The following is a 20,730-nucleotide window of genomic DNA, read 5'->3' as shown; positions in this document are numbered from 1 at the left end:
GGCGGCAGTCTGGATGCTCGCCGCCCACCGGCACACCGTGGACGCCGGTGCCGACCGGCTTGCCGGCGCCGATCGAGCCTGGCTGCTGGCGGCCTGCGCGGCCGCTCTGGCGACCTGGGTGTGCGCGGCCGTCGCCCAGCAGGGAGCGGTGGCCGAACGGCTGCCCGCCGGGCGACTGGTGGCGGCACAGTTCGCGGCGTGCGCGGCCAACCACGTGCTGCCTGCCGGGGTCGGCGCGAGCGCGGTCAACCTGCGGTTCCTCACCCGCTGCGGCCTGTCCACCGCCCGCTCGGCGACCGCGCTCGCGGTCAAGGCCGCCGCCGGCACGCTGGTCCGCTTCGCGCTGGCCGTCGTACTGCTCCTGGCCTCGCCCGGGACCCCGCGTCTCGCGCCGACCGTCCCGCGCGTCTGCGTCATGCTCTCGGTGGTCGGCTGTATCGCCGTGGTCGCGACAGCCGTGGCACTGAGCCGGACGGCGCGCCGCAGTGTGGGGCGCGTGGTCAGCCGGGTTCTGGCCGACGTGCGGGCGGCGCACAGCAGGCGGTCCAGGGCATGCGCCTTGTGGGGCGGCTCGCTCGGCTTCGCCCTGCTGCACGCCGCCGTGCTGACCGCCGTGGTCCGGGCACTGGACGTGCCCGTGCCGGCCGGTCACGTCCTGCTGGCGTACCTGCTCGCCAGCGGCGCCGCTGTCCTGCTGCCCACCCCGGGCGGTCTGGGCTCGCTGGACGCCGCGCTCGTGCTGACGCTCACCGCGGCCGGGGTGCCGGGAGCCGCGGCCCTGTCGGCGGTCTTCGGCTACCGGCTGCTGACGGCCTGGCTGCCGCTGTTCCCCGGCCTGCTGGTGCTCGTGCTGTTGGCCCGCCGCTCCGTCCTGTGATCCTGGCCGGACACCGAGGGGGCCGCGGCGTGAACGCGCCCCTCTGTGTGCTCCCAGGCATGCTTCGGTGATGTTCCTGCCGTGGGTGTGCGATTCCGGGGGCGATGGTCGGCTCGATGGGCGCCGCGTGGGCGGGGCGCCCTCCGCAGCGGCCGGACGCCTGCTGCCACCACGGCGGAGCCGACGACCACGGAAAGCGCCGCAGGTAGGCGCGTAGTACCGAGGTACTACGCGCCGCGCGCTGTTCAGCCTCCCGGTACCACCGGATCGGGGTGATTCGCCTCTTAACGTTGCGGGTGAGGCGTCGGAGATGTGGACGCCGGACCCCGACAGGGAGAACGCGAATGATCGACGCACGACGGTTGACCAAGAGGTACGGCGAGAAGACGGCCGTCGACGGGCTGGACTTCGTGGTGAAGCCCGGCACGGTGACGGGCTTCCTGGGGCCCAACGGCGCGGGCAAGTCCACGACGATGCGCATGATCGTCGGCCTGGACGCCCCGACGAGCGGCTCCGTCACCGTGAACGGCCACCCCTACGCCCGCCACCAGGCGCCGCTGCAGGAGGTGGGCGCACTCCTGGAGGCGAAGTCGATCCACCCGGGCCGCTCGGCGTACAACCACCTCAGGGCGCTCGCGCTGACCCATGGCATTCCGGGCAGCCGGGTCGACGAGGTCATCGGCCTCGCCGGACTCGACAGCGTGGCGAAGAAACGGGCCGGTGCCTTCTCCCTCGGCATGGGCCAGCGACTGGGCATCGCGGCGGCGCTGCTGGGCGATCCGCAGACCGTGATGCTGGACGAGCCGGTCAACGGACTGGACCCGGAGGGCGTGCTCTGGATCCGCAACCTGCTCAAGGGGCTCGCCGACGAGGGCCGGACGGTCTTCGTGTCCTCGCACCTGATGAGCGAGATGGCCCTGGTCGCGGACCACCTGATCGTCGTGGGACGCGGCCGGCTGCTGGCCGACACGACCGTGGCGGACCTGATCCGCGAGGCGGGCGGCGACACGGTGAGGGTGGCGACCCAGGACCCGGCGCGGCTGCGGGACGTGCTGGCCGGGCCGGGCGTCGACGTCACCGGCCGGATCGGCTCCGAGGAGCTGCAGGTGACCGGGCTGACCGCCCGCGAGATCGGATTGAAGGCGGCCGAGCACGGGATCGCGCTGTTCGAGCTGAGCGCGCGGACCGTGTCGCTGGAGGAGGCGTTCATGGACCTGACCAGGGATGCCGTGGAGTACCACGGCACCACGACCGGCATCGAGACCTTCGGGAGGCCCGCATGAGCACCCTCACCGCAACCGCCGAGGAACCCCGGACCAGGCCCGTCCGGCCCGTCTACCGGGTGACCGGACGGCGCGTGCTGTCCTCGGAGTGGGCCAAGCTGTGGTCCCTGCGCTCGACCTGGATCACCCTGGGCCTCGGACTGCTGTTCCTGGTGGCCTTCGGCCTGATCTCCGCGAGCCACTACAAGTCGGGGATCGACTCCGGCCACACGGACCGGGACTTCGCCGATGCGACGGCCGTGAGTCTGTCCCTCTTCGGTACGAACTTCGCCCAGTTGGCCCTGGGCGTCCTCGGCGTGCTGGTCACGGCGGGGGAGTACTCGACCGGGATGATCCGTTCGACGCTCGCGGCGGTGCCGCGCCGGCTGCCCGTGCTGTGGTCCAAGGCGGTCGTGTTCGGGCTGGTCGCGCTGGTCGTGGGAACGCTGGGCGGCTTCGTCGCCTTCCTGAGCGGGAGCGGGATCGTCTCGGGCACGCCCGCGGCCATGAGCCTTTCGCACACGGGTGTCCTGCGCAGCCTGCTCGGCGCAGGGCTCTACCTCGGCCTGGTCGGGGTGATCGGCACCGCACTGGGCGCGCTGCTGCGGTCGGTGGCCGGCGGTATCTCGGTGCTGGTGGCTGCCCTCATGCTGATCCCGGGACTGATCTCCCTGCTGCCGAGCTCCTGGCAGGACGACATCAGCCCCTACCTGCCGTCCAACGCGGGCCAGGCGATGTTCGCCCTGACCCACGACTCCACGACGCTGTCGCCGGGCGCCGGACTGCTGGTGTTCCTGTGCTGGACGGCGCTGGCCCTGGGCGGCGCGGCGTACCGGCTCGTGCGCAGTGACGTCTGACGCCCGCACCAGGGACGCGTGACACCCGTGACCACCGATGACATCAGCGGGATGGGAACGCTGGTCGCCCGACTGTCCCGGGGCGGCCAGCGGTTGAGGCACGCCGACCGGACGCACCCGTGGGTGCTGGACACCGCCGTCGTCGTCCTGGTCTTCCTGATGTTCTGCCTGCCCGACCTGTTCCACGGGGGGATGGACGACGGCGACGGCGACGGCCCGCGCCGGTTCCGCCTGGCCTTCACCCAGCTGCCCGTCGCGGGAATGCTGGCGCTGCAGGCCGGACTGCTGCTGCCGCTGCTGTGGCGACGCCGCAAACCCCTCGTCGCGTTCGCCGTCATCACGGCGGTGTTCGTCCTGCAGTGGTCCCTGGGCGCGGCGCTGCGCGCGGACATCGCCCTGTTCCTCGCCTTGTACAGCCTGGCCCTGCACGGGTGGCTGCGGCAGCTGCCGTGGGCCTGTGCGGTCATGGCGGGTGCCATGGTGCTGGTCGCGGTACGCGTGTCATCGGCCGTGTCCGTCTGGGACGCGCTGTTCTTCCTGCTGAGCACGGCGACCGCGGCCGTCGCGCTCGGCCTGATGGTCCGGATCCGCCGGGCTCAGCTCGCCGGACTGCGGGACCGGGCCGCCCGACTGGAGATCGAACGCGACCAGCGCAGCAGACTGGCCACGGCCACCGAACGCACCCGGGTCGCCCGCGAGATGCACGACATCGTCGGCCATAACCTGTCCGTCATCATCACGCTGGCCGACGCCGGCGCCTACGCGACCGACCTTGCTCCCGAACGCGGCAAGGAGGCCCTCCAGCTCATCGGCGACACCGGCCGGCAGGCCCTCGGCGAGCTGCGGCGGGTGCTCGGCGTGCTGCGCGAGGCCGCCGGTGATCCGACGGGCGGCGCGGCGGGCGGGCCCGAGCTCAGCCCGCAGCCCGGCATCGCGGACATCGAAGCGTTGTGTGCGAAGGTGCGCGCCGCGGGACTGGAGGTCGTCTACCGGACCTCCGGCGACGTGGACGCCCTGGACAGCGGAGTGCAGCTGACGGCGTATCGCATCGTCCAGGAAGCCCTCACCAACACCCTGAAGCACACTGACACGGGCACTGACACGGGCACTGACACCGGCACCAGGGTCCACCTGGCGATCCTCGTCGAGGACAGTCGGCTGAGCATCCGGGTCCAGGACACCGGTCCGGCCGCACCGTCCGGACCGCCGAACGAGGAAGGACACGGCCTGGTGGGGATGCGGGAACGAGCGGCCCTGTACGGCGGCACCGTCAGCGCGGGACCGGCGGGCGGCGGAGGATGGAACGTCGAGGCCGTCCTCGACCTCACACCCCAAAGCGGCGGTGACCGATGACCACCGTGCTCATCGTGGACGACCAGCCGCTGCAACGCTACGGCTTCCACCTGCTCCTGGACTCCGTCCCCGAGACCGACGTCGTCGGTGAGGCCGCCCACGGCGCCGAGGCCGTCCGCAAGGCGGCCGAACTGCGCCCGGACGTCGTCCTGATGGACGTCCGCATGCCGGGCATGGACGGCATCGAGGCCACCCGCCGCATCGTCGCCGCCGGCGGCCGCTCGCGGATCCTCGTGCTCACGACGTTCGACCTCGACGAGTACGTCCACGCCGCCATCCGGGCCGGTGCCAGCGGCTTCCTCCTCAAGGACGCGCGCCCGGAGGAGCTCCTCGCCGGCATCCGGGCGGTCGCCTCCGGCGACGCCGTCATCGCGCCCGCCCTCACCCGCCGCCTCCTGGAGGAGTACGCCCGCTACGTCCCCGCGCACCGCGCGGACTGTGCCGAGGACCCCGGCCTGGGCTCCCTCACCGAGCGCGAACGCGAGATCCTCGTCGCCGTCGGCAAGGGCTGGACCAACGGGGAGATCGCCACCCGCTTCGTCCTGTCCGAGTCCACCGTCAAGACGCACGTCGGACGCGTTCTGGCCAAGATCGGCGCCCGTGACCGCATCCAGGCCGTGATCTTCGCCTACGACCACGGCCTCGCCCGGCCCAACGCCGACTGAGCCGACGAGCGGCGGCCGGGAAGCCGGGCGGGCCGCTCGCCCCGGCCGCGGCACACGGTCATCGGCCGCGCGGCAGTGCGTCATGTCGGCGGCGTCCGTCACAGTTCCAGACGGTAGCCGTGCCCGCGCAGGGTGGTGATGCGGGGCAGGCTGACGGGGTGGACCGAGGCGTCGGCGGCCTGCGCGAGGCGTCGGCGCAGGCCGGCCATGGTGACGTCGAGGGTCTTGGTGGAGCCGAACCAGTTCTCGTCCCAGACCTCGGCCATCAGGGTTTCCCGGGAGACGGCCTCCCCGGCGTGCCGGGCCAGGGCGGCGAGCAGGTCGAACTCCTTGGGACGCAGGTCGATGTTCTCGTCGTGCAACGTGCAGCGGCGGGCCACGACGTCGAGGACGAGGTCGGCCAGCCGGACGGGTTCCTGTGGTGGTGCGGCGACGACCCGGCGGCGCAGATGGGCGCGGATCCGGGCGAGCAGCACGGTCAGGCTGAACGGCTTGACGAGGTAGTCGTCGGCCCCCGCGTCCAGCCCGGCGATGACGTCGATGTCGTCGTTGCGGGCGGTCAGGACGACGATCAGCAGGTCCGGGTGGCGGGCTCGCAGGGTGCGGGCGACGTCCAGACCGTCCATGTCGGGCAGCCCCAGGTCGAGCAACAGCACGTCGTACGGGGTTCGCGCGGCCTCGGTCAGAGCGGCGGAACCCGTCCGGCTCCAGGTCGGGGTGTAGCCGTTGCCGCGCAGGCCGGTCTCCAGGTGGCGGCCGATGGTGTCGTCGTCCTCGACGACGAGGACGCGGTGGCGGCTGGGGTCGGCGGTCGCGGGCGTACGCATGCTGGACAGCGTAGGAGCGGGCGACGAGCTCGGCCCGCCCGCTCCCGGCCGCTCACAGGTCGCGCAGCTCCTCCACGGCGGGTCGGCCGGCGCTGCGGATGCCGTTCAGCGCGGCCGCCAGTACGGCGACGACGGCCGCGCAGGCCGTCAGGGCCAGGTAGCCGCCCGGCACCGACAGGCCGGCGGGCGGCGGATCGAAGACGCCCGTCAGGACCTTCACGAGCATGTCGGACAGGGCCCAGCCGATCAGGGCGCCGCCCCCCAGGCCGCCGGCGGCCAGCAGCAGGGCCTCGGTGAGGACCATGCCGCGCAGCTGGCCGCTCCGAGCGCCCAGGACGGTGGCCACGGCGAAGGTACGGCGACGTTCGGCGAGGCCCAGGGCGAGGACGAGCCCTCCCGCCCCGGCGGCCAGCAGCACCGCGAAGCCCAGCTCGATCCGGGTGAGCCCGGCCAGGTCGACGGAGGTCAGGCTGGTGCCGACCGTGCCGCGTGTCTGCGTCAGGTCGGTGACCGTGGCGCCGGTGCCCAACTGCTTGCGCAGATGTCCGGCGATCTGCTGCTGGTGGCTGCCCCCCGTGTCGAGCAGGAAGGCGCCGACCGCGTCGCTGCCGGTCGCCTTCGCCACGTAGGCGGCGTTGGCGACGAAGAAGCTGTCCTTCGGCGCGGTCGGGAACTCCTTGACGATCCCGGCGTAGTGGAAGGGCACGGTGCGCAGGGCCTTCGTACGGGCGTCCTGGACCCGGAGGTTGACGGTGTCGCCGGGGGAGAGCTGGAAGTCGTGCACGGTCTCCGCGCTGACCAGCAGGTCGTCGGGGTGCTGGGCGAGCCGGCGCATCAGCTGCCCGGCCGTGCCGCCCGCGAAGTAGGCGTCCTGGAGCGAGGTCGCCTCGGCGACGGTGGCGGGCCGGACGCCGTAGAGGTCCTGGAGGTCGGAGCCGACGTAGGCGTAACGGTGCTGGAGGGGCTCGACGTGCCGGACGCCCGAGACCTTCAGCGTGCCCGCCGCGCTCGCCCGGACCTGGGCGCCGGGCGGTTCGGTGACGGTGACGTCCGCGCCGTTGGTGAGGCGGGCGTCGACCTCGGACTGCTGCCGGTAGGTGGAGTTGAAGACGGCCGTGGAGATCGCGAACGACACGGCGAGGGCGAGCAGCACCACCGAGCGGGCGAGCGGACGTCGACGACGGGACAGCACGGCCGCCGTGGTCGTGGCGAGGGTCGCGGTCAGCGGTCGGGCGAGGCGGGCCAGCGCCGGGCGGCCGTGTTCGAGGACCAGCAGGGCCAGCCGCCACAGCAGCAGGGCCGCGCCCAGCCACAGCAGGGCCGGGCCGAGGAACGCCCAGTAGGAGACGGAGACGCTGGGCACGCCCTCCGGGGCGAGGACGAGGGCGTACTGGTTGCCGGAGGAGGCGCGGAAGACCAGCCACGAGCCGATCAGCAGCGCGAAGTCCAGGCCGTACCACAGCCACCAGGGCGAACGCGACCCGCGCGGCTCCCGCCTGGTGTCGGCGACGGTCACCGTGCGCAGATCCCGCAGGGCGGGCACGAGCACGGCGGCGGCGGCGGCGGCCACGCCGAGGACGAAGGCGACGGCGTACCAGACCACCCAGGCACCCGCGCTCGCGCCGTAGGAGGTGGCGCCGAAGGCGAGGCGGCCGGTCAGCGCGGCGAGCCCGAGACCCGCGAGGCCACCGACGACGCCGACCAGCGCGGCCTCCAGGCCCGCGAGCGCGGTGATCTGGCGGGGCCGCAGCCCGCGCAGCCGCAGCAGGCCCTGTTCCCGGCGGCGCCGGTCACCGCCCGCCGAGGCGACCGCCACGGTCAGGGCGGCGGCCAGGACGGCGCCGGGGACGCCGAGGAAGAGGAAGAGGATCTGGGCGTAGAGGGCGTCCTGGCGGGCGGAGTCGAGGGCCGCGGCGAGGTTGTTCCCGACGAGCACGGTGCCGGCCGACTTGGCTTCCAGGTGGTGCGCGGCGCCGGTGACCGAGGTGAAGGCGGCGGCCGGGTCGGCCGGCGGTCGCGCGTCGCGGGCCACGTGGATCTGGGTCGTGACGTCGGTGGCTCCCCGGGTGAGGGAGGCGAACCGGGCGGCGGGCAGGAGGACGACGTTGTCCGGGGGCGCGGCCGGCTGGGACTGTGGGGGCGCGCCGACCTTCTGGAACAGCGAGTCGGCCTGGGGCAGGTCGACCACGCCGTCCACCCGCACCTGCCGCGGTCCGGCGCCGGGCAGTCGCACGCCGATGGTGTCGCCGGGGGCCGCGTGCAGGTTGGAGGCGGTCTGCTGGGCGAGCAGGACGCCGGCGCCGGAGCCGGAGAGCGTGCGCAGTTCGTCGGGGAAGCGGCTGCGGTAGTCGGCCGGAAGGCCGAGCGCGACCCCCGGTCCGGTGGTCTGGGTACTGCCTCCCACGGTGGCGGTGAAGCCGGTGGTGCGGGCGAAGCCGACGGGCAGTGCGGCCCGGGTGCCGGCAGCGGCCCGCACCAGCGACCGGACGGCGTTCGGGTCGGCGCCCGGCTCTACCTCGACCTGCCAGTCCACGGCGACCGAGCGGACCGCGCGCTGGGTCATGGTGGCCTTGGACGCGGTGAGGAAGGAGCCGAGCGCGGCGACCAGTGCGACGGCGAGGGCGATCCCGGCGACGGCGGCGAGCAGCCGTCCGATGCGGTGGCGGGCCAGTCCGCCCGCCCAGGCGGTGATCATGACAGGCTCCCTCCTGGGTCCGGAACTCCCACTGCCTCGGCTGCGAGCAGCCGGCCGTCGCGCATGCCCCGCCGCACGGTGAGCCGGGCGGCGACGGCCGGATCGTGGGTGGTGACGACGAGGGCCGCGCCCGTCCGGTCTGCCGCCGCGAGCAGGGCGTCCAGGACGCGGGCGCCGGTGGCATGGTCGAGGCGGCCGGTGGGCTCGTCGGCGAGGATCAGCCGCGGAGCCTGCGCCAGTACGCGGGCCACGGCCACCCGCTGGGCCTGGCCGCCGGAGATCTCGTCCGGCAGCCGGTCGGCCAGCCCGGCCGCGCCGACCGCGTCGAGCGCCTCGGCGACCGGCCGGCGGGCCTCCTCCTGCGGGCGTCCTGCGAGGACGAGCGGCAGCGCGGTGTTCTCCGTGACGTCCAGGGCGGGGATGAGGCTGTCGGCCTGGAAGACCAGGCCGATGTCCCGGGGCCCGTGGAGTCCGGGCCGGGTGATCGTGCCGCTGGTGGGGCGTTCGAGCCCGGCCAGCAGATGCAGCAGGGACGACTTCCCCGACCCGGACGGGCCGACGATCGCCAGCCGGTCGCCGGAGCGGACGTCCAGGTCGGCGCCGTGCACGGCCACCACGGCGGTGGGGCCCCGGCCGAAGGTGAGCGCGACGCCCCGGCAGGAGACGAGCAGATCAACGGAGGACATGGCCGTACTCCCTGGCATGAGCAGTGCCCTCGGGTCCCTCGTTTCCCTCGTGCGCCCGCCCGTCGTCCAGTGTGATCACTCGGTCGGCGCCCCGCACGGCCGCCGCGCTGTGCGTCACGATCAGCACCGCGCCACCGTCCGCCGCCCGGTCCCGCAGCATCCGCAGCACCAACTCCTCGGTCACACCGTCGAGTTCACCGGTCGGCTCGTCGGCCAGCAGCACCGCCGGGGAGTTGGCCAGCGCGACAGCCAGCCCGGCGCGCGCCAGCTCACCGCCGGACAGCTGCCGCGGCAACGCGCCCGACCGCCGCCCGAGCCCCACCTGCTCCAGCAGCGTCCCGGCCCTCACGGCTGGACGGCCGCGCACCGCGTGCTGGGCGAGCCGGATGTTGTCGCGCACGGTCAGATGCGGCAGGAGGTTGCGGGACTGCAGAAGCACCCCCACGTGCCGGGCGCGCAGCCGGGCGCGTTCGGTCTCGGGCCGGTGGCTGATGCGCACGCCCGCCACCCGGACCTCGCCGCCCGACGGCTCGTCGAGACCGGCCAGGCACGCCAGCAGGGTCGACTTGCCCGCCCCCGACGGACCGACGACAGCGACCGTCTCCCCCTGCCGCACCCGCAGTGACACCCCGCGCAACGCGAGCGTCTCCTCCTCGCCGGCCCGGTAGAAGCGGTACAGCTCCCGTGCGGCCAGCACCACGTCGTCGTCCGGCGGTCCGGCGGGCATCGCACTCACCGCCACGCGAACGAGTCGCTCACGGTCCGCCACGGATCGACGTTGTCGGCGTTGACCGGGCCGGACAACGTCAGGTCCACCTCATGGCCCTGCCGGTAGAAGGCGTACCGCTCGAACGCGTCCCGCACCACCTTGCCGGTGACCGGGTCCTTCGCCGAGTCGCCCCGATAGGTGAGAAGGACGACGCGGCCTGCCTTACGGGTGACCTGCGACACCTTCGGCGATGCGAACTTCTTCACGTGGCCGCTCAGTTGGGGGACGACAGTGTTCTTGACCGAGGCGACGGTCGGGGCGGTGGAGGCGGTGGCCGTCCTGATCGTGACACTGTTGAGCTTGTCCGTGAACACGGTCGTACCGCCCCTGTCGGTGCGGGCCCAGCCCTCCGGCACCTTCACCGTGAACCCGGTAAAACCGCCAGTGGGCCGGTAGGCCACGAACACCTGGTTGTCGGGGATGTCCCCGGGCGGGTTCGACTCGGTGGGCGCCGCGGCCACCGGTGCCGGGGCCGTCGAACCCGACCCGGAATGCGCCCCGGACGACGATCCGGAGCACCCCGCGATCACCGCGGCGATCACCGTCACTGCGACGACGCCTGCGGAATTACGTACGTACGACATGCCTACCGCCCTCCCGAGGAACTGCCGAGGAGCTGTCTTCCGGTCATGCCACCGACGCTAGGAAGCCGTCGGTTAACGCCCCGCCCGCCGACGGTTAGGCGACGGCAAAAGCGCGTGGCGGACCGTCCTCGGGCCGGTCAGGGGCCAGCAAGATGGGGGCATGAGACAGCGCGTGGTGCGAGTCGCCCTCACCGCCGCCCTGGTCGCCGTCGTCCTCCTCGCCGTCCCGCTGGCCCTGGCGATCAGGTCGTCCCTGTACGCCGACCAGCGCGACACCCTGGAACGGGCGGCTCTGTCGGGGGCCGTACGCGTCAGCCCGGACTACGTGACAGGCGACCCGGTGGAGCTGCCCGCGCCCCCGCCCGGCGGACGCCTCGGTCTGTACGACCCCGCGCCGCGCCTGCGGGCCGGCACCGGTCCCCGCGCCGGCGACGCGGCGGTGCGCAGGGCGCTGGGCGCGGTGGCGGTGCGCGGCCGTTCGGGCGGTGACCTGGTCATCGCCGTGCCCGTGTCGCACGCCGAACGCGTGATCGGCGTCGTACGGGCCTCCTCGCCCGCAGCCGCCGTACGCGACCGTGTCCTGACCGCCTGGGCGGTCCTGGCCGGGGTCTGCGTCCTCGCGCTGACCGTGGCCGTCCTCGTCGCCCGCCGACAGGCGCGGGTGCTGGCCGCACCGCTGGAGGACCTCTCCCGGCACTGCCGGGCCGTCACCGCCGGCGACCTGAGCGCCCGGGCCGCGCCCAGCAGCATCGCCGAAATCGACCAGGTCGCCCGCACGCACAACGAGATGCTGCACAGCTTGACCGAACTCCTGCGTTACGAGCGCGACTTCACCGCCAACGTCTCCCACCAGCTGCGCACCCCGCTCACCGGGCTCCAGCTGACGCTGGAGGCGGGGCTCGCCCAGGACGACGCTCGAACTCGGCCCGCCCTGGAGGAGGCCCTGGCCACCTCTCGCCGCCTGCACACCACGGTGGAGGAAGTGCTGCGTCTGTCCCGCTTTCACGGCCTGCCGCGTAGGCCCGCACCGGACACGCCCGTGCCGCAACTGCTGCGCGAGGCCGAGGAGCGCCGGCACGGACTGTTCGCCCGCGACGGCAGACGCCTGGAGTGCGGGACTCTCGAGGCGGCGGACGACATCCGTGTCCCCGGCGCCCCCGTCACCGAGATCCTCGGCGTCCTGCTCGACAACGCGCGCGTCCACGGGCGCGGCACTGTACGCCTCACGGCCCGCGACCTCGGCGAAGCCGTCGCCTTCGACGTCACCGACGAGGGTGCCGTCCACGGTGAGGCGGCTCAGCTGTTCGACCGCGGCCGCACGGGCGCGGCACCGGGCTCCGGCATCGGCCTGTCCCTCGCCCGCGACCTGGCCGTCTCTCTGGGCGGCAGACTCTCCCTGACCGGCCGCCGTCCTGCCACGTTCACTCTGCTCGTTCCCGTACGCCAGGAGGAGGCCCACCCGGCGGGCGGCGGCTGAGCATCGGTCAGGGGCCTGCGGCGGGAACGGGGTCGCGCCGCAGGCGGGCGACGATGCGGCTCGCGGCGGTTTTCTGGAGCAGGCCGTAGGCGAGGACCGGCAGCAGCAGGTGGGGTTTGTCGGGCAGGGACGCGGTGATCAGGACCGCGCTGGCGCTGCTGTTGTTCATGCCGCAGGCGAGGGTGAGCGACGAGGCGGTGCCCGCCTCCAGTCGCAGGACGCGGGCGGCGGCCCGGCCGAGGGCGAAGGAGAGCACGCAGACCAGGGCGGCCACGGCCAGGGCGGCGGCGAACAGCAGAGGGCGGGGCCGAGTGAGGACGGAGCCGAGGGCCCCGCTGGCGTTGACGTAGGTCAGCAGCAGCGAGCCGGTCAGGGCCAAGGGCGTCACCGCCGACAGGAGACGGTGTAACGGGCGCGCGGGCAGGACGAGCGCGCCCAGGAGGCCCGCGGCACAGGGAAGAACCACGGCGGTGAGGGCGAATCCGCCCTGCGCCAGCCGGCCGGTGACGGCGAGGGTGTGCGCGTAGCCGCCGCTGAGCAGCGGCGACAGCGTCGCCAGCAGCAAGGGGGTGGTGAGCGGACTGAGGAGAGTGGAGGCCAGGACGAGGCCCACCATCGTCGGCTGGTCGCCGTCGCCCTTGTCGGTCCACACGGTGGCGCCGGCGGCGACGGGCATAGCCACGACGAGGATCATCGCGGTGAGCAGTCCGCTGCCGCCGTCGGTGTCGGGGGTGCGCCGCAGCAGGAAGGCGACGAGCGGCACGACCGCCAGCGGGATCGCGAGGTGCAGCACGAGTCCGGCGAGCAGGGCCTTGGGCCATCGCAGCAGGCGGCCCAGCGCGCGGACAGGTACCTGGAGCCCGGCCGAGAACAGCACCAGGGACAGCAGCAGCGGTGGGGTGTGCAGCGTCAGATGCGTCGGCGGCAGCGGTAAGGGATGGGGGCGGCGCAGCCACAGGCCGGGGCCGGGCAGGAACAGAGCGAGGGCGTAGGACATGACGACGACGCGGCCGAGCCGGTGCCGCAGCCAGGCCGCGGCGCGAGTGTGCATGGCACCATCGTGATCAGGCCGGACCCGGCGGGCGGGGAAAGCCGCGCGGCAGTCAGGATGCGTTCAGGTAACCGCTGGCAACGTCCTGCCCATGACCTACGAACTCTCCGAGACTCCCGAGGCCGAACCGGGCACGAGTGCCTCCGCTCGCCCCTCCCACCGTCTGCGCTGGAACAAGGTCCCCGAGGTCACCGCCTACTTCTGGATCATCAAGGTGCTGTGCACGACGGTCGGCGAGACCGCTGCCGACCTGCTCAACGAGAAGGCCGGCCTGGGCCTGACCGGCGTGTCCGTGCTCATGAGCGCGCTGCTCGCTGTGGTCCTCGTCGTCCAGTTCCGCACCACGGCGTACCGCGCGGGCGTGTACTGGCTCGCCGTCGCCCTCATCAGCGTCGTCGGCACGCTGATCAGCGACAACCTCACCGACAACATGGGTGTGCCGCTGGAGACGACCACCGCGGTGTTCGCCGTTCTTCTCGCCGTCGTGTTCGTCGTCTGGTACCGGCGCGAGCGCACCCTCTCCATCCACAGCATCGACACCACCAGCCGCGAGGCGTACTACTGGCTGGCCGTACTGTTCACCTTCGCCCTCGGAACGGCGGGCGGCGACCTGGTCTCCGAACGCATGGACCTGGGCTACTGGCTCGCGGCGGTCCTGTTCGCGCTGGCCATCGCCGCCGTGGCGATCGCGCACTTCGCGCTGGGCCTGGACGCGGTGTGGAGCTTCTGGATCGCCTACATCCTGACCCGCCCGCTCGGCGCCTCGATCGGCGACTACCTGTCCCAGCCGGCCGGCGACGGCGGCCTCGGGTTCGGCACCGTCGTCACGAGCGTGCTCTTCCTGGCGGTCATCCTCGGCCTGGTGGTGTACCTGATGGTGACCCGCAAGGACGTCGCGGACCCCGCGCGCGTGACGCGGCAGACGGCCTGACTGCTGGGAACGCGCTCGTCCGGCGGGCGCGGGAGAGCGTCCTGCGCCCGCCTCGGCATCTGACTGCTACAACGTGGCGCGAGGGGATGCGCCTGCCGGACGCGTCCGGTGAAGAGGAGAGCGCCACAGGAGGTGGGCCGATGTTCACGAGGCCAGGTCCGGCCTGCCAGGCACGCGAAACCCGGGGGAGGAGTTCGTGAATCCCGCCCGGAGCACGTCTGCCGGGCCAGAACCCTCGGGCGGACCCGCCCGGGGGCTCTCGGCGTGGCGGTTCGTGTTGGTGTTCGGGGGCGTCAGTCTGCTGATGGACTTCGTCTACGAGGGCGCTCGCTCCGTCACCGGCCCGCTGCTCGCCCACCTGGGCGCCTCCGCGGCCGTCGTCGGCGTGGTCACGGGGGCGGGCGAGGCCGCCGCGCTCGGACTGCGTCTGGCCTCGGGACCGCTGGCCGATCGCAGCCGCCGGTTCTGGGCGTGGACGATCGCCGGTTACGTGCTGACCGCGGCCACCGTCCCGGTTCTCGGTCTGACCGGCGTGCTGTGGGTGGCCTGCACCCTGGTGATCGCGGAACGCGTCGGCAAGGCCGTGCGGTCCCCGGCCAAGGACACGCTGCTCTCGCACGCCACCGCCGCCACCGGACGGGGCCGCGGCTTCGCGGTCCACGAGGCGATGGACCAGGTCGGCGCGCTTGTCGGTCCGCTCACGGTGGCCGGGGTCCTCGCTCTCACGGGCGACGACTACGCCCCGGCGCTCGGGGTGCTCGCGCTGCCCGGCGTGGCCGCCGTCGCGCTGCTGCTCTGGTTGCGTGCCAGGGTTCCCGATCCGATCGGCTACGAGACGACCGTCGGCACGGCGGCGCCCGAGGAGCAGTCGCCTCCCGCCGGATCCCGCGAGAGGAAGCTGCCGCGGGCCTTCTGGGCCTATGCGGTATTCACCGCGGCGACCCTGACCGGTTTCGCCACCTTCGGTGTGCTCTCCTACCACCTGGTCGCCCGGCACCTGGTGCCGACCGCGATGGTGCCGGTGGTGTACGCGGCGGCCATGGCCGCGGACGCGGTGGCGGCGCTGGCCACGGGCTGGCTGTACGACCGGTTCGGCGCCCAGGTCCTGGTCGTCCTGCCGCTGCTGTCCGCCGCCGTTCCGGCCCTGGCCTTCACCGACACGGTGGGAGTCGCCGTGGCGGGCGCCCTGGTGTGGGGCGCCGCGGTCGGCGTTCAGGAGTCCACGCTGCGTGCCACCGTCGCCGACCTCGTACCCGTGGGCCGCCGGGCCACCGCGTACGGCGTCTTCGCCGGGATCATGGGTGCGGCCGCGCTGGTCGGCGGCGCCTTGGCCGGGGTCCTGTACGACGTCTCCGTCCCCCTTCTGATCGTCGTCGTCGCCTGCATCCAGGCCGCCGCGCTCGTTCTGCTGTGGGTCACCCGAGCCGTGCGCTCCACGCCCGCCCACTGAGCGGCGAACGCGCGGGCATGCACGGGGCGTTCTCGTCACCACGCTGCGGCGAACGCACATGTAGCACGACGTGAGGTTCGGGGCTGGCCTCTCTCGCAGGGCCCTCGGTTGATCACGCCGGCGTCGATCGCATGACGGGCGGGGCTGAATCGATGATCGCCCGACAGATGCGGGCCGTCCCCACGGTGGAGGGGCTGGTGACGGAGCCGCTACCTGGTTGCGGAGGTGGGCTGCTCGGTCACGTCGGCGGCTGTGGCGTGGACGGGCAGGAGTGAGTCGACACCGGTCATCCTGAGCATGCGCATCAGGCGGTCGGGGACGGCGGCGAGGCTGAGCGAGCCGCCCGCTCCCTGGGCCGCGTGCCAGATGCCGATGATCGCGCTGAGACCGGCGGAGTCGCAGAAGCCGACCTGTGCCAGGTCCAGGGCCAGGCACGGGTGTCCTTGTTCGATGATCTCCAGGGCCCCGGAGCGCAGGGTGGGCGCGGTCCGCACGTCCATGTCTCCGACGATCGTGGCGATGGCGAGGCCGGGGTGAGGGTAGTGAACGGTCAGGTGAAGTGTATGGGTCACGTCGGTCATCGCTTCTGGCCGAAGTGTTCGGGTGCGGCGGTGCTGTGGGCGGTTGCGGCGCCGCCGGTGTCGGGCGCGATTTCGGAGTCAGGCACGGACAGGGCCAGCAGGGCCACGTCGTCGCCGACTCCGTCGGGCAGTGAGGCCAGCAACGTGACGGTTTCCTCGACCAGGGCGGTGGCGGTCACGGGCCCTGTGCGCTGGTGGAGGAAGCCGGTCAGGCCGTCCTCGCCGAGCATGGCGCCCTGGGGAGTGTGGGCTTCGGTCAGCCCGTCGGTGTAGAGGAACAGACCCTCCCCGGGGGCCAGGGAGAAGGTGGCCTGGGCGAAGTGTGCCTGGGGAAAGGCTCCGATGAGCATGCCGCCCTTGGGGCGTACCGACTTGACCCATACCGCGCCGCTGTCGTCGGGGCGCAGGTGGTAGGCCGGCGGGTGGCCGCCGGTGGCCACTGTGACGCTGAAGCCACCGTCCTCGCGGGGTGCCAGGAGGCCGAAGACGGCGGTGCAGAAGCGGCTTCCGGCGGTGACGTCGGTGAGCAGGGTGGTATTGAGTGTGCTCAGGACGGTGACCGGTTCCGGGTCGATCTGGGCCGCGACGCGCAGGGTATGGCGGGTCAGAGCAGTGACGGTCGCCGCCTCGGGGCCCTTGCCGCACACGTCACCGAGGAAGAACGCCCACCGGCTGGCGTCGACGGGGAAGACATCGTAGAAGTCGCCGCCCACATCGTGTACGGAGGCGGTGTGGTAGTGGCAGGCCAGCTCCAGGCCGGGCACCACGGGAAGCGCCGGGGGCAGCAGGGTTCGCTGGAGAGTGGAGGCGAACGCGGCGATGGCGGTCTTGTCCTTCTCCGCCTGTTCCCGCGCCGCCCGTTCCACCTCCCGCCGCTTCTGCTCGTCGCGCAGTGCGCGCAGCGCCGAGAGCCGCAGCTCCATCTCGTCCAGCACGATCGCCGCGAGGTCGGCCAGTGTGGCGGTGTCGTCCTCGCTGATGGAGCGCGGCTTGGTGTCGAGGACGTTGACGGTGCCCAGTCGGTGACCGTCGGAGGTGGTGATCGGCGCGGCGGCGTAGAAGCGCACCCCCATCTCTCCGGCGACCAGCGGATTGTTCGCCGCCACGGGATCAAGAAGGGTGTCGGGAATGACCAGCGCGTCATCGCGCAGAATCGCTGAGCCGCACAGGCCCGGATCGCGGCCGATCTCCTGGACGCCCTCAAGACCGTGTGCGGCCTTGAACCAGATGCGGTCGCTGTCCACGATCGTGACCGTGGCCACAGGGACATCGAAGAGGCGGGCGGCCATCGCCGCCACCCGGTCGAACGCCCCGTCGGGCGGAGTGTCGAGGATGTCGTAGCGGCGTACCGCAGCCATACGGGCCGCTTCCACCCCAGGGTCCGGGACCAGCTCGGGCCGCCGCCCGGGCACCAGGGCTGCCGCAGCAGCGTGCTGGGTCATCGGCTTGCCTCTCCGTCGATGGGCCGCGGCGAGCGGCACGAACCGACGCAGCCTAGATCGAGTACACGTCCGAACGCCAATGCCGCATAAATGCCGGATTTGGGCGGTGTCCTATGGGGTGAGGCGGACGTACCGCATGTAGCAGCAGATGGCCGCGGCCTCCGAGAAATGCCAGCCGGCCGGCTTCAGCCGTTGGGGCGGTGTTGAAGCAGCGGCCGTCAGAGGGGTCGTGTCTCGTTTGGTGGCCCTCGACCCTCGACCCTCGACGCTCGACCCTGGGCTTGAGGCCTTCGCTGTCGTGGACGCAGGCGCCGGGGACGCCGACGAGCAGGGGCAGCCCTTCCCAGGGCTACCTCAACCTTGCCCTCGGTGCTTTCGAGCCGTAGCTGCCGCACGGTCGGCGCGGGGCAGCTACGGGCCTCCGCTGCTGGGCCCGCACCGCGGTTTCCGATCGCCGCGAAGCGGGCCTGCCCCGCCAACGGGCCGGGGTCTCCGCCGAAGGGCGGGTCCGTCAGGGGTGGTCGCCGGTGCCGCCGTCGGTGGGGGCGGAGGTGCGCTGGTGGCCGCCGGGACGTGGGGCCTGGCGGGTGTCGCGGATGCTGTCGTGGGCGGCTTCGGCAACCGCCTGTGGGGTGATGCCGAACTCGGCGTACAGGCGCTGGTAGTCGGCGGAGGCGCCGTAGTGCTCCAGGCTCACGATCCGCCCCCCGTCGCCGACCACCTCGCGCCAGCCCTGTCCGACCGCGGCCTCGACGCTGACCCGGGCGCGCACGTCCGGCGGCAGGACCTGGTCCTGGTAGGCGGGCGGCTGGGCGGCGAACCACTCCCGGCAGGGCATCGACACGACGCGCACCGCGAGTCCGTTGGCCGCCAGCAGCTCGCGGGCGTCCAGAGCGATCTGCACCTCGGAGCCCGTCGCGATCAGGATGACGTCCGGTTCGGCGCCGCCCGCCGTGTCGGCGAGGACGTAACCGCCTCGGGCCGCCTCCCGCGCGGGGGCGTACTGCCCGCCGTCACGATCCAGGACGGGCAGGTTCTGCCGGGTGAGGATCAGCCCGGCGGGCCGGTCCCTGTGTTCCAGGACGGTGCGCCAGCAGACCGCTGTCTCGTTCGCGTCCGCGGGACGCACCACGTCCAGGCCGGGGATGGCGCGCAGGGCGGCCAGGTGTTCCACGGGCTGGTGCGTGGGGCCGTCCTCGCCCAGGCCGATGGAGTCATGGGTCCACACGTAGATGGCGGGCAGCTTCATCAGCGCGGCCAGCCGTACGGCGGGGCGCATGTAGTCGGAGAACGTCAGGAACGTGCCGCCGTAGGGGCGGGTCAGGCTCTGCAGGGCGATGCCGTTGAGGATGGCGCCCATGGCGTGCTCGCGGATGCCGAAGTGCAGGGTGCGCCCGTACGGGCCGCCCTTCCACTCCTTGGTCTGCCGATCGGCGGGAACGAAGGAAGGCTCGCCGCTCATGGTGGTGTTGTTGCTCTCCGCCAGGTCCGCCGAGCCGCCCCACAGCTCCGGCAGCACCGGTGCCAGCGCACTCAGGACCTGGCCGGACGCCTTGCGGGTGGCCATGCCCTTCGGGTCGGCAGGGAACGTCGGCAGCGCGTCGGCCCAGCCGTCGGGCAGTTCCTGCGCCTGGAGTCGGTCGAGCAGGGCTGCGCGGTCCGGGTTCGCCTCGCGCCACGTCGTGAAACCGCGCTCCCACTCGGCGTGCGCTGCGCGACCCCGGTCGGCCACCGCCCGGGCCCGGCTCAGCACCTCGTCCTCGACGGTGAACGTGTGCTCCGGTTCGAAGCCGAGCACCCGCTTGGTGGCGGCGACCTCGTCGTCGCCGAGCGCCGAGCCGTGCGCCTTGCCCGTGTTCTGCTTGTTCGGAGCAGGCCAGCCGATCAGCGTGCGCAGCATGATCAGCGACGGGCGGTCGGTGCGGCGCTTGGCCTCCTCGATCGCGGCCAGTACCGCGTCGACATCCTCGACATAGGAGCCGGTTCGGGTCCAGTCCACGGTCTGCACGTGCCAGCCGTAGGCGGCGTAACGGGCGGGAACGTCCTCACTGAAGGAGACGTCGGTGTCGTCCTCGATGGAGATGTGGTTGGAGTCGTAGAACGTGATCAGGTTGCCCAGCTCCTGATGGCCGGCCAGCGAAGCGGCCTCGGAGGTGACGCCCTCCATCATGTCGCCGTCCGAGGCGACCACGTAGACGTGGTGGTCGAACGGACTGTCGCCCGGGGCGGCGTCGGGATCCAGCAGGCCGCGCTCGCGGCGGGCGGCCATCGCCATGCCCACCGCGCTCGCCAGACCCTGGCCCAGCGGACCGGTGGTGATCTCCACACCGCGGGTGTGCCGGTACTCCGGGTGGCCGGGGGTGGCCGAGCCCCAGGTCCGGTACGCCTCCAGGTCGGACAGCTCCAGCCCGTACCCGGACAGGTAGAGCTGGATGTAGAGAGTCAGGCTCGAGTGTCCGCAGGAGAGCACGAACCGGTCCCGCCCCAGCCACTGGTCGTCGTCCGGGTCGTGTCGCATGACGTGTTGGAACAGCAGGTACGCCAGCGGGGCCAGGCTCATCGCCGTCCCGGGATGGCCGTTGCCGACCTTCTGCACCGCGTCGGCCGCCAGCAGCCGCGCGGTGTCGACCGCTCGCACGTCGGTCGCGTCCCAGCCGGCCTGGTCCGCCACCGGCATGGGGACCGACCTGCTCCGCTGGATGCTCGAGTACTTGCTTGCCATGCCAGTTGCTCCTAACGAAACGGTTTACCGGATTTCCCGTCCGGACTTCCTGCAAGTGACGAAAAGCCGCTCTCCGTATGAACAGAGAGAAAGCCCGCCTGGCGCTTCGCGTCGGGAGGCGAGCCTTGTACGTGGTAGGCGGGAGGCCGTCCCCGCGTCCTGGGTTTCTGCGGCCATGACTGGTGAAGGGGCGCTCACCGGTTGTCGTCGTAGGAGTCGCGGCTGCCGGGCCTGGCCAGTCCTCGGCTGATCATGTGACCGACGGTCAGGACCACAAGGTACGGCCACGCCTTGTCGGCGCGGAAGTAATCGGCGTGACCGTCGTCGTCTCCGACGACGATGGAGGCGATCAGCACCGCGACGACGGAAGCCAGGCAGATGAAGAACCCGGTGGCCTTCAGCGCTGGTTTCGTTTCGGCCGAAAGCCTGCGGACGGCGTGGGCCGTCGAGTCGTTGCCTGCGCGGTGGGCCGGGTGGCCGGCCGGGTTCACAGTGGTCATG

General features: G+C 72.7%; 18 protein-coding genes. 8 read left to right on the top strand and 10 right to left on the bottom strand.

Annotation, left to right across the window (positions count from 1 at the left end; genetic code table 11):
• Positions 1–13 precede the first annotated feature (13 nt).
• The 5 genes from ACFVYK_RS00580 (at position 14) to ACFVYK_RS00560 (ending at position 5,014) form a co-directional block, all read left to right on the top strand.
• Positions 14–877 (top strand): YbhN family protein, encoded by an 864-nt coding sequence (locus tag ACFVYK_RS00580; protein WP_389767175.1) that lies wholly within the window; start codon positions 14–16, stop codon positions 875–877.
• A gap of 344 nt (positions 878–1,221) precedes the next feature.
• A complete protein-coding gene (locus tag ACFVYK_RS00575; protein WP_389766966.1) occupies positions 1,222–2,160 on the top strand; it encodes an ATP-binding cassette domain-containing protein in 939 nt (312 codons plus the stop codon).
• Entirely contained in the window at positions 2,157–2,996 is an 840-nt protein-coding gene (locus ACFVYK_RS00570) for an ABC transporter permease (RefSeq protein ID WP_389766964.1), read from the top strand. Before ACFVYK_RS00575 ends, ACFVYK_RS00570 begins: the two co-directional genes overlap by 4 nt.
• A gap of 27 nt (positions 2,997–3,023) precedes the next feature.
• Positions 3,024–4,349 carry a sensor histidine kinase gene (locus tag ACFVYK_RS00565; protein WP_389766962.1) on the top strand — a complete coding sequence of 442 codons (1,326 nt, stop codon included), beginning with the start codon at positions 3,024–3,026 and terminating at the stop codon, positions 4,347–4,349.
• Positions 4,346–5,014 carry a response regulator gene (locus ACFVYK_RS00560; RefSeq protein WP_389766960.1) on the top strand — a complete coding sequence of 223 codons (669 nt, stop codon included), beginning with the start codon at positions 4,346–4,348 and terminating at the stop codon, positions 5,012–5,014. Before ACFVYK_RS00565 ends, ACFVYK_RS00560 begins: the two co-directional genes overlap by 4 nt.
• Positions 5,015–5,112: 98 nt before the next feature.
• Here the strand turns inward: ACFVYK_RS00560 and ACFVYK_RS00555 are convergent, their stop codons facing one another.
• The 5 genes from ACFVYK_RS00555 to ACFVYK_RS00535 are packed head-to-tail and all read right to left on the bottom strand — an operon-like array spanning position 5,113 to position 10,575.
• Entirely contained in the window at positions 5,113–5,841 is a 729-nt protein-coding gene (locus ACFVYK_RS00555; RefSeq protein WP_389766955.1) for a response regulator transcription factor, read from the bottom strand.
• Positions 5,842–5,893: 52 nt separating this feature from the next.
• On the bottom strand, positions 5,894–8,536 hold the full coding sequence (locus ACFVYK_RS00550; protein WP_389766953.1) for an FtsX-like permease family protein: 2,643 nt from the start codon (positions 8,534–8,536) through the stop codon (positions 5,894–5,896).
• Positions 8,533–9,222 (bottom strand): ABC transporter ATP-binding protein, encoded by a 690-nt coding sequence (locus tag ACFVYK_RS00545; protein ID WP_389766951.1) that lies wholly within the window; start codon positions 9,220–9,222, stop codon positions 8,533–8,535. Before ACFVYK_RS00545 ends, ACFVYK_RS00550 begins: the two co-directional genes overlap by 4 nt.
• The gene (locus tag ACFVYK_RS00540) at positions 9,209–9,949 is read right to left on the bottom strand and encodes an ABC transporter ATP-binding protein (protein ID WP_389766949.1); all 741 of its coding nucleotides are present in this window, start codon (positions 9,947–9,949) and stop codon (positions 9,209–9,211) included. The genes ACFVYK_RS00545 and ACFVYK_RS00540 overlap by 14 nt, the downstream gene beginning before the upstream one ends.
• 5 nt (positions 9,950–9,954) lie before the next feature.
• On the bottom strand, positions 9,955–10,575 hold the full coding sequence (locus ACFVYK_RS00535; protein WP_389766947.1) for a hypothetical protein: 621 nt from the start codon (positions 10,573–10,575) through the stop codon (positions 9,955–9,957).
• A 160-nt stretch (positions 10,576–10,735) separates the two neighbouring features.
• On the opposite strand from ACFVYK_RS00535, the gene ACFVYK_RS00530 reads away from it, so the two are divergent.
• The gene (locus tag ACFVYK_RS00530; protein ID WP_389766945.1) at positions 10,736–12,052 is read left to right on the top strand and encodes a histidine kinase dimerization/phospho-acceptor domain-containing protein; all 1,317 of its coding nucleotides are present in this window, start codon (positions 10,736–10,738) and stop codon (positions 12,050–12,052) included.
• Between the two features lie 7 nt (positions 12,053–12,059).
• On the opposite strand, the gene ACFVYK_RS00525 is transcribed toward ACFVYK_RS00530, so the two are convergent.
• Positions 12,060–13,103, bottom strand: coding sequence for a sodium-dependent transporter (locus ACFVYK_RS00525; RefSeq protein ID WP_389766944.1), 1,044 nt, complete (start codon positions 13,101–13,103; stop codon positions 12,060–12,062).
• A gap of 91 nt (positions 13,104–13,194) precedes the next feature.
• Between ACFVYK_RS00525 and ACFVYK_RS00520 the strand changes: the two genes are divergently transcribed.
• Together ACFVYK_RS00520 and ACFVYK_RS00515 are read left to right on the top strand one after the other, a co-directional pair.
• A complete protein-coding gene (locus tag ACFVYK_RS00520) occupies positions 13,195–14,034 on the top strand; it encodes a hypothetical protein (RefSeq protein ID WP_389766942.1) in 840 nt (279 codons plus the stop codon).
• Positions 14,035–14,308: 274 nt separating this feature from the next.
• Entirely contained in the window at positions 14,309–15,484 is a 1,176-nt protein-coding gene (locus ACFVYK_RS00515) for an MFS transporter (protein ID WP_389766940.1), read from the top strand.
• Positions 15,485–15,693: 209 nt separating this feature from the next.
• Here ACFVYK_RS00515 and ACFVYK_RS00510 read toward each other — a convergent pair whose 3' ends face one another.
• The 4 genes from ACFVYK_RS00510 to ACFVYK_RS00495 form a co-directional block, all read right to left on the bottom strand.
• Complete coding sequence (locus tag ACFVYK_RS00510) at positions 15,694–16,056, bottom strand: STAS domain-containing protein (protein ID WP_389766938.1); 363 nt, start codon at positions 16,054–16,056, stop codon at positions 15,694–15,696.
• Between the two features lie 5 nt (positions 16,057–16,061).
• Complete coding sequence (locus ACFVYK_RS00505) at positions 16,062–17,507, bottom strand: PP2C family protein-serine/threonine phosphatase (RefSeq protein WP_389766936.1); 1,446 nt, start codon at positions 17,505–17,507, stop codon at positions 16,062–16,064.
• 511 nt (positions 17,508–18,018) lie between these two features.
• Positions 18,019–20,229 (bottom strand): transketolase, encoded by a 2,211-nt coding sequence (tkt, locus tag ACFVYK_RS00500; protein ID WP_389766934.1) that lies wholly within the window; start codon positions 20,227–20,229, stop codon positions 18,019–18,021.
• A gap of 194 nt (positions 20,230–20,423) precedes the next feature.
• A complete protein-coding gene (locus tag ACFVYK_RS00495; RefSeq protein WP_389766932.1) occupies positions 20,424–20,729 on the bottom strand; it encodes a hypothetical protein in 306 nt (101 codons plus the stop codon).
• Position 20,730 lies beyond the last annotated feature (1 nt).

Origin of the sequence: Streptomyces sp. NPDC058291 (genome assembly GCF_042880855.1) — a bacterium.
Lineage (GTDB): Bacteria > Actinomycetota > Actinomycetes > Streptomycetales > Streptomycetaceae > Streptomyces.
Note: the sequence above shows the minus strand (reverse complement) of the source record. Positions and strands in the feature narration are given on the sequence as shown.